The organism is Oryzisolibacter sp. LB2S, assembly GCF_040732315.1.
GTDB lineage: Bacteria > Pseudomonadota > Gammaproteobacteria > Burkholderiales > Burkholderiaceae_C > Alicycliphilus > Alicycliphilus soli.
Genome location: NZ_CP160388.1, coordinates 3108356 through 3122374, shown reverse-complemented (window position 1 = coordinate 3122374; position 14019 = coordinate 3108356). Strand labels below are relative to the sequence as shown.

Annotated in this window: 15 protein-coding genes and 1 tRNA gene; 10 read left to right on the top strand and 6 right to left on the bottom strand. The window is 65.4% G+C overall.

What is annotated here, in order from left to right; genetic code table 11:
• The first annotated feature begins 4 nt into the window (after positions 1-4).
• The 6 genes from petA to ABUE11_RS14735 all read left to right on the top strand — a co-directional run bounded on the left by petA (position 5) and on the right by ABUE11_RS14735 (position 4203).
• A complete protein-coding gene (petA, locus tag ABUE11_RS14760) occupies positions 5-604 on the top strand; it encodes a ubiquinol-cytochrome c reductase iron-sulfur subunit (protein WP_367066064.1) in 600 nt (199 codons plus the stop codon).
• A 14-nt stretch (positions 605-618) separates the two neighbouring features.
• Positions 619-2040, top strand: coding sequence for a cytochrome bc complex cytochrome b subunit (locus ABUE11_RS14755; RefSeq protein WP_367066062.1), 1422 nt, complete (start codon positions 619-621; stop codon positions 2038-2040).
• Positions 2041-2056: 16 nt separating this feature from the next.
• Positions 2057-2812 (top strand): cytochrome c1, encoded by a 756-nt coding sequence (locus ABUE11_RS14750; protein WP_367066061.1) that lies wholly within the window; start codon positions 2057-2059, stop codon positions 2810-2812.
• Between the two features lie 95 nt (positions 2813-2907).
• Positions 2908-3519: a glutathione S-transferase N-terminal domain-containing protein gene (locus ABUE11_RS14745; RefSeq protein WP_367066059.1), complete on the top strand. Its 612-nt coding sequence runs from the start codon at positions 2908-2910 to the stop codon at positions 3517-3519.
• A 21-nt stretch (positions 3520-3540) separates the two neighbouring features.
• Positions 3541-4053, top strand: coding sequence for a ClpXP protease specificity-enhancing factor (locus tag ABUE11_RS14740; protein WP_367068831.1), 513 nt, complete (start codon positions 3541-3543; stop codon positions 4051-4053).
• Positions 4054-4127: 74 nt separating this feature from the next.
• A tRNA-Thr gene (locus ABUE11_RS14735) sits at positions 4128-4203 on the top strand.
• Positions 4204-4247: 44 nt separating this feature from the next.
• Here ABUE11_RS14735 and ABUE11_RS14730 read toward each other — a convergent pair.
• On the bottom strand, positions 4248-4547 hold the full coding sequence (locus ABUE11_RS14730; RefSeq protein WP_367066057.1) for a DciA family protein: 300 nt from the start codon (positions 4545-4547) through the stop codon (positions 4248-4250).
• Positions 4548-4792: 245 nt separating this feature from the next.
• Between ABUE11_RS14730 and secA the strand changes: the two genes are divergently transcribed.
• The 4 genes from secA to ABUE11_RS14710 all read left to right on the top strand — a co-directional run bounded on the left by secA (position 4793) and on the right by ABUE11_RS14710 (position 10199).
• Complete coding sequence (gene secA / locus ABUE11_RS14725) at positions 4793-7555, top strand: preprotein translocase subunit SecA (RefSeq protein WP_367066055.1); 2763 nt, start codon at positions 4793-4795, stop codon at positions 7553-7555.
• A gap of 71 nt (positions 7556-7626) precedes the next feature.
• Positions 7627-8856 (top strand): bifunctional glutamate N-acetyltransferase/amino-acid acetyltransferase ArgJ, encoded by a 1230-nt coding sequence (argJ, locus tag ABUE11_RS14720; protein ID WP_367066054.1) that lies wholly within the window; start codon positions 7627-7629, stop codon positions 8854-8856.
• A 48-nt stretch (positions 8857-8904) separates the two neighbouring features.
• Positions 8905-9777 carry an ATP-binding protein gene (locus ABUE11_RS14715; RefSeq protein WP_367066052.1) on the top strand — a complete coding sequence of 291 codons (873 nt, stop codon included), beginning with the start codon at positions 8905-8907 and terminating at the stop codon, positions 9775-9777.
• Positions 9774-10199 (top strand): NUDIX domain-containing protein, encoded by a 426-nt coding sequence (locus ABUE11_RS14710; protein WP_367066050.1) that lies wholly within the window; start codon positions 9774-9776, stop codon positions 10197-10199. The genes ABUE11_RS14715 and ABUE11_RS14710 overlap by 4 nt, the downstream gene beginning before the upstream one ends.
• A gap of 62 nt (positions 10200-10261) precedes the next feature.
• On the opposite strand, the gene ABUE11_RS14705 is transcribed toward ABUE11_RS14710, so the two are convergent.
• Genes ABUE11_RS14705 through ABUE11_RS14685 form a run of 5 tightly spaced genes read right to left on the bottom strand, consistent with a single transcriptional unit; the run spans position 10262 to position 14000 of the window.
• Positions 10262-10474, bottom strand: a complete 213-nt coding sequence (locus ABUE11_RS14705) for a DNA gyrase inhibitor YacG (RefSeq protein ID WP_367066049.1) — start codon at positions 10472-10474, stop codon at positions 10262-10264.
• A gap of 8 nt (positions 10475-10482) precedes the next feature.
• Positions 10483-11238, bottom strand: a complete 756-nt coding sequence (gene zapD, locus ABUE11_RS14700) for a cell division protein ZapD (RefSeq protein ID WP_367066048.1) — start codon at positions 11236-11238, stop codon at positions 10483-10485.
• A gap of 27 nt (positions 11239-11265) precedes the next feature.
• Entirely contained in the window at positions 11266-11901 is a 636-nt protein-coding gene (coaE, locus tag ABUE11_RS14695; RefSeq protein WP_367066047.1) for a dephospho-CoA kinase, read from the bottom strand.
• Positions 11902-12783, bottom strand: coding sequence for an A24 family peptidase (locus ABUE11_RS14690; protein ID WP_367066046.1), 882 nt, complete (start codon positions 12781-12783; stop codon positions 11902-11904). It abuts the gene before it with no gap.
• Entirely contained in the window at positions 12783-14000 is a 1218-nt protein-coding gene (locus ABUE11_RS14685; RefSeq protein ID WP_367066045.1) for a type II secretion system F family protein, read from the bottom strand. The genes ABUE11_RS14690 and ABUE11_RS14685 overlap by 1 nt, the downstream gene beginning before the upstream one ends.
• Positions 14001-14019: the final 19 nt, after the last annotated feature.

Genomic DNA, 14019 nt, shown 5'->3' with positions numbered 1-14019 from the left:
CCCCATGAGTCAAACTCAGATCGACTCCAGCAAGCGGACATGGCTGATTGCCTCCAGCTGTGCTGGCGCGGTGGGCGGAGTGGCCGTTGCCGTCCCCTTCGTGAGCACGTTCCAGCCTTCCGAGAAGGCCAAGGCCGCAGGCGCTGCCGTGGAGGTGGACATCTCCAGCCTGAAGCCGGGCGAGAAGATCACCGTCGAGTGGCGTGGCAAGCCCGTGTGGATCATCAAGCGCACGCCCGAGCAGCTCGCCGAGCTGCCCAAGCTCGACAGCCAGCTGGCCGATCCCGAGTCCAAGCGCAATCCGGACGAGTTCACGCCGCCCTATGCGCGCAACGAGCATCGTTCGATCAAGCCCGAGATCCTGGTGTGCGTGGGCATCTGCACCCACCTGGGCTGCTCGCCCGTGGACAAGTTCACGCCGGGGCCCCAGCCCTCGCTGCCCGATGACTGGCAGGGCGGTTTTCTGTGCCCCTGCCACGGCTCGACCTTCGACCTGGCCGGTCGCGTGTTCAAGAACAAGCCGGCGCCGGACAACCTCGAGGTGCCTCCGCACATGTATCTGTCGGACACCAAGCTGCTCATTGGTGAAGACAAGAAGGCCTGAGGGAGCACTGACAAATGGCTGCTTACCGCGAATTCAAGGAAATCTCGCCCAACGCATCCGCTGGCGCGAAGACGATGAACTGGCTCGAAAACCGTTTCCCGACGGCCTTTGATGCCTACAAGGTTCACATGTCGGAGTACTACGCTCCGAAGAACTTCAACTTCTGGTACATCTTCGGCTCGCTGGCGCTGCTGGTGCTAGTGATCCAGATCGTCACCGGCATCTTCCTCGTGATGAACTACAAGCCCGACGCCGCCAAGGCGTTCGAGTCGGTCGAGTACATCATGCGCGACGTGCCCTGGGGCTGGCTGATCCGCTACATGCACTCCACGGGCGCATCGGCGTTCTTCATCGTCGTCTACCTGCACATGTTCCGCGGCCTGCTCTATGGCTCGTACCGCAAGCCGCGCGAACTCGTCTGGATCTTTGGCTGTGCCATCTTCCTGGCGCTCATGGCCGAGGCCTTCATGGGCTACCTGCTGCCCTGGGGTCAGATGTCCTACTGGGGCGCCCAGGTGATCGTGAACCTGTTCTCGGCCATCCCCTTCATCGGTCCCGACCTGGCGCTGCTCATCCGCGGCGACTATGTGGTGGGTGATGCCACGCTGAACCGCTTCTTCAGCTTCCACGTGATCGCCGTGCCGCTGGTGCTGCTGGGCCTGGTCGTGGCGCACCTGCTGGCGCTGCACGATGTGGGCTCGAACAACCCCGACGGCATCGAGATCAAGGGTCCCGGCAAGCCGGTGGACGAGCATGGCCATCCGCTCGACGGCGTGCCCTTCCACCCGTACTACACGGTGCACGACATCTTTGGCGTGAGCATCTTCCTGTTCATCTTCTCGGCCGTGATCTTCTTTGCTCCCGAGTTCGGTGGCTACTTCCTCGAGTACAACAACTTCATCCCCGCCGATCCGCTGAAGACGCCCAACCACATCGCACCGGTCTGGTACTTCACGCCGTTCTACTCCATGCTGCGTGCCATCACCGCAGAGATGATGTATGCGCTCATCGCCTGCGTGGTGCTCGGTGCCGGCTATGGCGTGTTCAAGGCCAGGCTGCCCGGTTTCATCAAGGCCGGCATCGCCGTGGCCGCTGCCGTGGTCATTGCGCTCATGCTGTCCATCGACGCCAAGTTCTGGGGCGTGGTGGTGATGGGTGGTGCCGTGATCATCCTGTTCTTCCTGCCCTGGCTCGACTGCAGCCCCGCGCGTTCGATCCGCTACCGCCCCACCTGGCACAAGTACCTGTATGCCATCTTCGTGGTCTGGTTCGTGATCCTGGCCTATCTGGGTGTGCAGGCGCCGTCGCCGATCGGTGAGCGAGTGTCGCAAGTCGGTACGCTGTTCTACTTCGGATTCTTCCTGCTCATGCCCTGGTGGTCGCGCCTTGGAACGCCCAAGCCCGTGCCCGATCGCGTGACGTTCAAGCCCCACTGAGCCGGAGACAACAACAATGAAGAAAGTACTTTTTTCGCTCATCGCGGCGCTGGGCTTCGTGGCCGGTGCGCATGCCTCCGAGTCCAGCATGGTCTGGGACAAGGCACCCGTTGACGTGACCAACCAGGCATCGCTGCAAAACGGTGCCAAGCTGTTCGTCAACTACTGCCTGAGCTGCCACTCTGCGGCCTTCATGCGCTTCAACCGCCTGACGGACATCGGCCTGACCGAGCAGCAGATCAAGGACAACCTGCTGTTCACCACCGACAAGATCGGCGAGACCATGCAGGCGGCCATCAACCCCAAGGAGGCCAAGGAATGGTTCGGTGCCAACCCGCCCGACCTCACCGTGATCGCGCGTTCGCGTGCCGGCTCCGGTGGTTCCGGCGCGGACTACCTCTACACCTTCCTGCGCACCTTCTATCGTGACGACACCAAGCCCACGGGCTGGAACAACCTGGCCTTTCCCAGCGTGGGCATGCCGCACGTGATGTGGCAGCTGCAGGGCGAGCGCAAGGCCGTCTTCGAGCAGCGCGAGAGCCACGGCCAGACCGAGGAGGTGTTCAAGGGCTGGGAGGAGATCTCTCCGGGCACTATGACGCCGCAGCAATATGACCAGGCTGTGGGTGATCTCGTGAACTATCTGCAGTGGATGGGCGAACCCGCGCAAAATACCCGCATTCGCATCGGCGTCTGGGTACTGCTGTTCCTCGCGGGCTTCACCTTCATCGCCTGGAGGCTGAACGCAGCCTACTGGAAGGACGTCAAGTAACCCGGTAGCCTTTGTGCGGCGCTGCGCGCCGCGCAGGTTTGTACAGAGTGGGTGCCTTGGCACCCACTCTTTTGATTTTTTAGGAGCTGTTCACCATGATGGTGCTTTACTCGGGCACGACCTGTCCCTTCTCCCATCGTTGCCGTTTCGTCCTGTTTGAAAAGGGCATGGACTTCGAGATCCGCGATGTGGACCTGTACAACAAGCCCGAAGACATCAGCGTGATGAACCCCTATGGCCAGGTTCCCATCCTGGTCGAGCGCGACCTGATCCTCTACGAGTCCAACATCATCAACGAGTACATCGACGAGCGCTTCCCGCATCCCCAGCTGATGCCTGGCGACCCGGTGGATCGGGCCCGTGTCCGCCTGTTCCTGCTCAACTTCGAGAAGGAGCTGTTCGTGCACGTGAACGTGCTCGAGTCGCGCGCCACCAAGGGCAACGAGAAGGCGCTGGAGAAGGCCCGTGCCCATATCCGCGACCGCCTGACGCAGCTCGCTCCCGTGTTCCTCAAGAACAAGTACATGCTGGGCGAAGGCTTCTCCATGCTCGACGTGGCCATCGCGCCGCTGCTGTGGCGCCTGGACTACTACGGCATCGAACTGTCGAAGAATGCAGCGCCGCTGCTCAAGTATGCAGAGCGCATCTTCTCGCGCCCGGCCTACATCGAGGCGCTGACGCCCTCGGAAAAGGTCATGCGCAAGTAATCCGTCGCCGCACTGCGCATGATGACTGTTCAAGGCCTTCCCTCCACGCGCCCCTATCTGCTGCGGGCGCTGTACGAATGGTGTTCGGACAACGGCTTCACGCCCTATCTGGTGGTGCGTGTGGACGAGTCCGTGCAGGTGCCGCGCGAATATGTCAACAATGGCGAGATCGTGCTCAACGTGAGCTATGACGCCACGAGCGGCTTGCACATCAGCAACGACTTCATCGAGTTCAAGGCACGCTTTGGCGGCAAGCCGCGCGACATTCTGGTTCCCGTGCGCAGGGTGATTGCCATCTATGCCCGTGAGAACGGGCAGGGCATGGCCTTTCCCCTGGAGGATGACGACGGGGCCGATGTCGGCAAGGAGCCAGCGATGCCCGAGTCGGCGGATACGGCGGGCGGCAACGAGCGTGGCCCCGTGCAGCTGCAATCCGTCGATGGATCCGTGGGGCAATCGCCGGACAAGACGCCACCGCCGCCGCCGCGCCCCCCGAGCGGGGGCGGGCGCCCGTCGCTCAAGCGCGTCAAGTGATCGCCATGGGTGCCTGCCGCGCACCCCTCTGCGACAGAAAGAGCCGCTGTATTCGCGGCTAGAATGCAGCCTTCGCCGGTTTAGCTCAGTTGGTAGAGCACCCGCCTTGTAAGCGGTAGGTCGTCAGTTCGAATCCGACAACCGGCACCATCTCTGTGGATGTTGGGGCCTCCCATCGCGCCACCTGCCGCCGGTCAGGACTGAATCTTCAGGCGTATCGAATCCACTTCCCACCCCCGTCTGCGCAGGTGCGCCTGAAATGCCGGCAGCAGTTGGCGCAGCTTGGCGGCCGCGGCATTGCTGCTGACCAGCAGGCACCAGCTGCCCCCATCGATCGGACCCGCCTGCACGGCCGGACGCAGCATGGGCGGGATCAGGCTCTCGATCGCCTTGAGTCGATCGCTTGAATCGCGCGTGAGTGCGGTCAGACGCGCGAGCGTCGGTGACTCCTGGCTGGCTTGCTGCAATGGAATGGCGTAGTGGCGGCGGTTCATGATCGGGGCTCTGCTATGCGCGCGCGCGGCGCGCGCCGGGGCGGTTGTTGGGGGTGGCTGCCGCTGCACGGCGCGGCAGCATGGTGGCCAATGGTGGCGCAAAGGTAGAATGACCGGCTTTGGGTCAGCCGTACCGACTGCAACCACTTGTCAACGGCGCGCGCTGCCCCCATCTGCTTGTACTTCATATCTTAGGGATTCGGTCGCTCTGCCGCTTCGCTGGCGTGTGGTGCGGTCCTGCTCGCATGGCCACCAATTTCCTCACAAAAATCTTCGGCAGCCGCAATGACCGACTGCTCAAGCAATACCGCAAGATCGTAGCCCGCATCAATGCCGCAGAGCCAGAGTACGAGAAGCTCAGTGACGAGGCCTTGCGCGGCAAGACCCAGGAGTTCAAGGACCGGCTGGCCAAGGGCGAAACACTGGACGCCCTGCTGCCCGAGGCCTTCGCCGTCGTGCGCGAGGGCTCCAAGCGCGTCATGAAGATGCGCCACTTCGACGTGCAGCTCATCGGCGGCATGGCGCTGCACTACGGCAAGATTGCCGAGATGCGCACGGGCGAGGGCAAGACCCTCACCGCGACGCTGCCCGTGTACCTCAACGCCCTGTCGGGCAAGGGCGTGCATGTGGTCACGGTGAACGACTACCTCGCCGGGCGCGACGCGCAGTGGATGGGGCGCCTCTACAACTTCCTCGGGCTCACCGTGGGCATCAACCTGCCGCAGATGCCGCGCGAGGAGAAGCAGGCCGCGTACAACGCCGACATCACCTACGGCACGAACAACGAATACGGCTTCGACTACCTGCGCGACAACATGGTGTACGACGCGCGCGAGCGTGTGCAGCGCGGGCTCAACTACGCCATCGTCGACGAGGTGGACTCCATCCTGATCGACGAGGCGCGCACGCCGCTCATCATCAGCGGCCAGGCCGAGGACCATACGGCGATCTACCTGTCCATCAACAAGGTCGTGCCGCTGCTCACGCGCCAGGAGGGCGAGGCCGACCCGCGCACGGGCGAGGGCGTGACCAAGCCGGGCGACTTCACCGTGGATCAGAAGACGCACCAGGTCTTCCTGACCGAGCAGGGCCACGAGAACGCCGAGCGCATTCTGGCGCAGGCGGGTCTGATCGCCGAGGGTGCGTCGCTCTACGATCCGGCCAACATCACGCTGGTGCATCACCTGTACGCAGCGCTGCGTGCCCATCACCTGTATCACCGTGACCAGCATTACGTGGTGCAGAACGGCGAGATCGTCATCGTCGACGAGTTCACGGGCCGCCTGATGGCCGGGCGCCGCTGGAGCGAGGGCCTGCACCAGGCCGTCGAGGCCAAGGAGGGCGTGCAGATCCAGGCTGAGAACCAGACCCTGGCCTCGATCACCTTCCAGAACTACTTCCGCCTGTACGCCAAGCTCTCGGGCATGACCGGCACGGCCGATACCGAGGCCTATGAGTTCCAGGAGATCTACGGCCTCGAGACCGTCATCATCCCGCCCAACCGGCCAAGCAAGCGCGACGACCAGCACGACCGCGTCTACAAGACCACGCGCGAGAAATACGAGGCAGCGATCGCCGACATCCGCGAATGCCATGAGCGCGGCCAGCCCGTGCTCGTGGGCACGACCTCGATCGAGAACTCCGAGATCATCGACGGCCTGCTCAACCAGGCGGGCCTGCCGCACCAAGTGCTCAATGCCAAGCAGCATGCGCGCGAGGCCGACATCGTGGCCCAGGCGGGCCGCCCGGGCATGATCACCATCGCCACCAACATGGCGGGCCGCGGCACCGACATCGTGCTCGGCGGCAACGTGGAGAAGGCCGTGGCCGCGCTCGAGGCCGACGAGACGCTGACGCCCGAGCAGCGCGCCGCGCAGATCGAGGCGCTGCGCGCGCAGTGGAAGCAGGACCACGAGAAGGTCACGGCCCTGGGCGGCCTGCGCATCATCGCCACCGAGCGGCACGAATCGCGCCGCATCGACAACCAGCTGCGTGGCCGTTCGGGCCGCCAGGGCGACCCGGGCTCGTCGCGCTTCTACCTGAGCCTGGACGACCAGCTGATGCGCATCTTCGCCGGCGACCGTGTCAAGGCCATCATGGACAGGCTCAAGATGCCCGACGGCGAGGCCATCGAGGCCGGCATCGTCACGCGCAGCATCGAGAGCGCGCAGCGCAAGGTCGAGGCACGCAACTTCGACATCCGCAAACAGCTGCTCGAATACGACGACGTCGCCAACGACCAGCGCAAGGTCATCTACCAGCAGCGCAACGAGATTCTCGACGCGCCCGACCTCGCTCCGCTGATCGCCGCCATGCGCGACGACTGCGTGGCCGACCTTGTGCGCCAGCATGTGCCCGCGGAATCGGTGGAGGAGCAGTGGGATCTGCCCGCTCTGGAGAAGGCCCTGGCCACCGACTGGCAGCTGCCCATGGCGCTGCAGCAGGAGGTGGCCGCCTCCGATGCCATCACCGACGAGGACATCCTGGAGAAGGTGCAGCAGGCCGCGCGCGAGATGTTCGACGCCAAGGTGGCGCAGGTGGGGCAGGAGAACTTCGGTCCCTTCCAGCGCGCCGTGCTGCTGCAGAGCTTTGACACCAACTGGCGCGACCACCTCTCCGCGCTCGACTACCTGCGTCAGGGCATCCACCTGCGCGGCTATGCGCAGAAGCAGCCCAAGCAGGAGTACAAGCGCGAGGCCTTCGAGTTGTTCCGCCAGCTCATCGACCAGGTCAAGAACGAGGTCACGCGCGTCATGATGACCGTACAGGTGCAGACCAACGCCCAGCTCGACGAGGCCACGCAGGCCATGGAAGAGCGCGGCGAAAACGTCAGCAACGTCACCTACACGTCTCCGACGGAGACGGGAGGCGTGGAGTCCGTGGTCGATGCGCAGACCGCCAAGGCGCCGCCGGCCCAGGCCGTGCCCGGTGTTCGCGTGGGCCGCAACGACCCCTGCCCCTGCGGCAGCGGCAAGAAATACAAGCAGTGCCACGGCAAGCTGAGCTGATGGCCCTCCACTGAACGACACGGGCCGCGGCCCGTGTTTGCCTTTATCCCCCCTTGATTCAGGAGGCTTCCATGCCCGTCAATCTCTTGGCCCCCGTGGCCTCGGACCTGCACCCCGTCGCCGGCGTGCGCATCGGCGTCGCCGAGGCCGGCGTGCGCAAGGCCAACCGCAAGGACCTGACCGTGTTCCTGCTCGACGAGGGCGCGACGGTGGCCGGCGTGTTCACGCAGAACCGCTTCTGCGCCGCGCCCGTGCAGGTCTGCCGCGAGCATCTGGACGGCGGCCAGGCGATCCGCGCCATGGTCATCAACACCGGCAACGCCAACGCCGGCACGGGTGCCGACGGCCTGGCGCGTGCACGCGCCACCTGCGCGGCGTTGGCCGGGCAGCTCGGGATCGATGCCAGCCAGGTCCTGCCGTTTTCCACCGGCGTGATCATGGAGCCGCTGCCCGTCGATCGCATCACTGCCGGCCTGCCCGCCGCCATCGCAGACGCCCAGCCCGCCCACTGGGCGCGTGCCGCCGAGGGCATCATGACCACCGACACCGTGCCCAAGGCCTTCAGCACGCAGGTGCAGATCGGCGGCGCCACGGTGACGGTGACCGGCATCTCCAAGGGCGCGGGCATGATCCGCCCGAACATGGCGACCATGCTGGGCTTTCTGGCCACCGACGCCCGCATCGCGCCCGAGCTCGTGCGCCAGCTGGTGCGCGAGCTGGCCGATCAGTCCTTCAACCGCGTGACCATAGACGGCGACACCAGCACCAACGACTCCTTCGTGCTCGTTGCCACGCACCAGGCGGGCCACGCGCCCATCACGGCGCTGGACAGCCCCGAGGGCCGGGCATTGAAGGGCGCGCTGCTGTCGGTGGCGCAAAAGCTCGCCCAGGCCATCGTGCGCGACGGCGAGGGCGCGACCAAGTTCATCACCGTGCGCGTGGAGGGTGGCAAGACCGGCGAGGAATGCCGCCAGGTGGCCTACGCCATCGCCCATTCGCCCCTCGTCAAGACGGCGTTCTTTGCGAGCGATCCGAACCTCGGCCGCATCCTCGCAGCCGTGGGCTATGCCGGCATCACCGACCTGGACCAGACGCTGATCGACCTGTACCTGGATGACGTCCATGTGGCCGTGCAGGGCGGGCGCAACCCCGACTACCGCGAGGAGGACGGCCAGCGCGTGATGAAGCAGCAGGAGATCACCGTGCGCGTGGTCCTGGGCCGCGGCCAGGCCAGCGACACCGTCTGGACCTGCGACCTGAGCCACGACTATGTGAGCATCAACGCCGACTACCGCTCCTAATCATTTTTGTAGCTGCCAGCGCTTGCTGGATAAGCGCTAGAGCCCAATATGACCGATAAGTTTGACCAGCTGATCGCGCGTGCCGAGCAGCTCATCTCCCGCATCGAGGCCGTGCTGCCGCGGCCGCTGTCGGCGCCCGACTGGCAGGCCGCGATCGCCTGGCGCTACCGCCGGCGCAGCGGCGGCCATGGCGTGCTCGAGCCCGTGCGCCATGTCTCCACCATGCGCCTGAGCGACCTCAAGGAGATCGACGCGCAAAAGGACAAGATCGAGCGCAACACGCGCCAGTTCGTCGAGGGCCGGCCGGCCAACAACGTGCTGCTCACGGGCGCGCGCGGCACGGGCAAGTCCTCGCTGATCAAGGCCTGCCTCAACAGCTACGCGCCCCAGGGCCTGCGCCTGATCGAGGTGGACAAGGCCGACCTGACCGATCTGCCCGACATCGTGGAGGTCGTCTCCGAGCGTCCCGAGAAGTTCATCATCTTCTGTGACGACCTGAGCTTCGAGGAGGGCGAGGGCGGCTACAAGGCGCTCAAGTCCATCCTCGACGGCTCGGTGGCCGCCAGCACGCCCAATGTGCTGGTCTACGCCACGAGCAACCGCCGCCATCTGCTGCCCGAGCAGATGAAGGACAACCTGAGCTACACGACGTCCGCCGACGGCGAGATCCACCCCGGCGAGGTGGTCGAGGAGAAGATCTCGCTGTCCGAGCGCTTCGGCCTGTGGGTGAGCTTCTACCCGTTCAGCCAGGATGAATACCTGGCCATCGTCGCGCAATGGCTGTCGGCCCTGGGCGTGGTGCAGGAGGCCATCGAAGCCGCGCGCCCGCAGGCCCTCGTTTGGGCGCTGGAGCGTGGCTCGCGCAGCGGCCGCGTGGCCTACCAGTTTGCGCGCGACTTTGCCGGGCGCCAGCAGCCATGAGCCGCAAGCACACCGAGGTCGCCGTCGGCATTCTGCTGCGTGCCGACGGTGCGCTGCTGCTGTCCACGCGGCCCGAGGGCAAGCCCTACGCGGGCTACTGGGAGTTTCCGGGCGGCAAGATCGAGGCGGGTGAGACCGTGGAGCAGGCGCTGCGCCGCGAGCTCATCGAGGAGCTTGGCGTGACCATTGGTCCGGCCCAGGTCTGGAAGGTGACCGAGCATGACTACCCGCACGCCCTGGTGCGCCTGCACTGGTGCAAGGTGAGCGAGTGGAGCGGCGAGTTCGAGATGCGCGAGGGTCAGACCATGAGCTGGCAGCCATGGCCGCCGCAGGTGCGCCCGATACTGCCCGGTGCCTACCCGGTGCTGCAGTGGCTGGCCGAGGAACGCGGCGAGGCCTTCGATGCCTCGCTGCTTGGCTGACTATTGAAAATATAGCTGTTGGCGCTTGCTGGTCGGGCCCTGGAGCCAAATTTTACTGATATTCACGGCTCGCGCTTGGGGTCGCCGAACTGTCCATCCTCGGGCGGTGCCTCGGCGGGCACGCGGAAGTCCTCGGCGGCCCAGGCGCCCAGGTCGATCTGCTTGCAGCGCTCGCTGCAGAACGGCCGATAGCGGTTGGCCGGGGCAAACAGGCTGGGCCCGCCACAGGTCGGGCAGACGACGGTGCGCGGGGTGGTGGGGGCGGGCTGGCTCATGTCGGGCATCAGGCGCACAGGGTGAGCTCGAAGGCCGCATCCTCTTGGCTCGCGACCAGCTTGCCGCCTTCTTCCTGGCGCATGAGGCGCACGGACACGATGAGGCGGTTGCCGCTGATCTCGGGCACCAGGCCGAGCGCTGGGTCGATGCGCAGACGCAGCAGCTGGAAGGTGCGCCCGGGCGGCAGGTTCTGCTGGAACTGGCCGCGGTCCGCCGCCACCTTTTGCGGCATGCCCGAATCGCGCAGCAGGCGCAGCAGCAGGTAGACCGATTCGGCCAGCGGGGCCAGCGTGGCGGCCCAGTGGTGCAGATCGTTCTGGCGCTGCTCGGGGCCGTGGTGCTGCCAGGCGTAGTAGGCCGGCAGGTCAAAACCGCAGGTGCCGCCGGGAATGCCCACGCGGCTGCGAATGCTCATGAGCCAGTCGTTCTCCGTCAGTGCCTGCCCGGCCTTGCCGGTCTGGGCGTTCAGCGCCGCGAAGCAGTGATCGAGCTGGGCGGTGACGGCGTCGAGCGCGGCCTCCGAGATCGAAGGGTTGCCGCGATAGGCATCGAACTGGTGCTTGTGCCGCTCCAGATCCTTGAGCACATCGGCCTTGAGGTCTGCGCGTGCGGCCACATCCATCACCTCGAACATGGTCACCAGCGCGAAGTGGTGGTCCAGGGGATGGGTGCGCGCAATGAGCTCGCCCAGGCGGCGAAACAGCTGCTCCAGCCGCAGATAGGTTCTCAGGCGTTCATTGAAAGGGTATTCGTAGAGGATCACGCTGCCGGTCTTCTGAGTGCATGCGCATCATAGCCCGAACATGGCGGCGACCTCCCGCGCCTGGGCGCGCAGTGCGGGCAGTGTCAGCCCGTCGTTGAAGACCACGATGTCGGCCGCGGCGCGCCGCACCGGCCGGCTGCTTTGCGCGGCCATGATGGCGCGCACGGCCGGCGCCTGCAGTCCGCTGCGCGCCTGCACCCGCGCCACCTGGGTGTCTTCGTGGCAGTCCACCACGAGGACGGTATCGAGCTGGCGCGACCAATGCGCCGATTCGGTGAGCAGCGGAATGTCGAACACGATGAGCCTGGCGCCCGCCTGGGCTGCGGCGTCCGCGGCGTCTGCAACGGCGCGGCCGACCAGCGGGTGGACGATGGCCTCGAGCCGCGCCTTGGCAGTCGCATCGGCAAACACCAGCTCGCGCATGCGTGCGCGGTCGAGCGCCCCCTGTGCGTCGATGAATGCGTCGCCGAACGCTTCGCGTATGGCGGCGATGGCCGCGCCACCGCTGGCCGTGACCGATCGGGCGATGGCGTCAGCGTCTATGAGCGCGGCGCCGCAGTCCTGCAGCATGGCGGCAAAGGTGCTCTTGCCGCTGCCAATGCCGCCGGTCACGCCCAGCTTCACGGGGCGCTGGCGTGCAGACCGATCTGGAGGGGTGCCCATTCACAATCCCAGCGTGGAGAAGATGAGTTGCATGATACGTCCCGGCCCCCAGAGCATGGCGGCCAGGCCGCCGCCGGCGAGGAAGGGACCGAACGGCACGTACTTGCCCTCGCGCAGGCTGCTGGCGAGTTTCATGGCAATGCCCACGATGGCGCCGATCACCGATGCCATGAGGATGATGGGCACCAGCGCCTGCCAGCCAAACCATGCGCCCAGGGCCGCAAACAGCTTGAAGTCGCCATAGCCCATGCCCTCCTTGCCCGTGGCGAGCTTGAAGCCCCAGTAGACCAGCCACAGCGACAGATACCCGGCGGCGGCGCCGATCACCGCATCCGTGGGCGCGACCTGTGTCCAGTGCAGGGTGGACGCCAGCAGCCCGGCCCACAGCAGGGGCAGGGTGATGTCGTCGGGCAGCAGCGTCGTGTCCCAGTCGATCAGGGTGAGCGCCACCAGCGCCGCGGAAAAACCGCACCAGGCCAGCGTGGCGGCGGACCAGCCCCAGCGCATGGCGCAGGCGTAGAAGAGGGCCGCCGTGGCTAGTTCCACGAGTGGGTAGCGCACGCTGATGCGCGTGCCGCAGCCCGAGCAACGCCCGCGCAGGCCCAGATAGCTGAGCACGGGGATGTTTTCGTACCAACGTACCTCATGCCCGCAGGAGGGGCAGCGCGAGCGCGGCGTCAGCAGATTGAAGGGCGCCGGGGCGGCGGCCTCCTGCTGCGCGGGCGCCAGCAGGCCGGCGTCCTGGGCGTACTGGCGGCACTCGGCCTCCCATTGCCGCTCCATCATGCGCGGCAGGCGGTGGATCACGACGTTCAGAAAACTGCCGATCAGCAGGCCCAGCACGCCGATGAGCACGGCGTCTGCGATGGTGGAACCGGTCATCAAACCACTTGCCCGAGCTTGAAGATGGGCAGGTACATGGAGACCACGATGCCGCCAATGAGCGTGCCCAGGAACACGATGATGATGGGCTCCATGAGGCTGGACAGTCCGGCCACCATCTCGTCGACCTCGGCTTCGTAGAAGTCCGCGGCCTTGCCCAGCATGTGGTCGATGGAGCCCGACTCCTCGCCGATGGCGCACATCTGCAGCACCATGGACGGGAACACATTGGCATTGCCCATGGCCGCCGTGAGGCTGGTGCCGGTGGAGACCTCCTGCTGGATCTTGTCCGTGGCCATGGCGTAGACGGAGTTGCCCGCTGCGCCACCCACGGAATCGAGCGCCTCCACCAGCGGCACGCCCGCGGCGAACATGGTCGACAGCGTGCGCGTCCAGCGGGCCACGCAGGATTTGTCGATGAGCGCACCGAAGACGGGCATCTTGAGCAGGAAGCGGTCCATGACCTGCTGCATGCGCTCGCTGCGCTTCCACGCCTGCATGAAGAAATAAAAGCCCCCGCCGATGACCCCGAATATCAGCCACCAATAGGCGACAAAGAACTCGCTGATGGCCATCACCAGCAGGGTCGGGCCCGGCAGGTCGGCGCCGAAGGAGGTGAACACCTCCTTGAACGCCGGGATCACGAAGATCATGATCACGGTCACCACGACGAATGCGACGATGAGCACCGAGATCGGGTACATCAGGGCCGATCGGATCTTGGCCTTGATGGCCTCGGTCTTCTCCATGTAGAGGGCCAGGCGATCGAGCAAGGCCTCCAGAATACCGGCGGCCTCGCCTGCCTCGACCAGGTTGCAGTACAGGCTGTCAAAGTACATGGGGTACTTGCGGAAGGCGGCATTCAGGGACGTGCCCGTTTCCACGTCGGCGCGAATGTCGTTGAGCAGCTTGGTCACACTCGGGTTGTTGTTGCCGCGGCCCACAATGTCGAATGCCTGCAGCAAAGGCACACCGGCCTTCATCATGGTGGCCATCTGGCGTGTGAACAGCGCAATATCCTTGGGCTTGATCTTCTTGCCCGCGGTCATGCGGCGCTTTTTGATCTTCGTGGGCAATACGCCCTGGCGCCGGAGCGTGGCCTTGACCTGGTTTTCTCCCGCCGCCCGGACCTCACCACGTATTATTTTTCCGCTGCGATCCTTGCCTTCCCACTCAAAGACAAAATCCTTGATGCTCCTCGATGCGATGGTCGCCATGGTGTTTTCTCTTGAATGA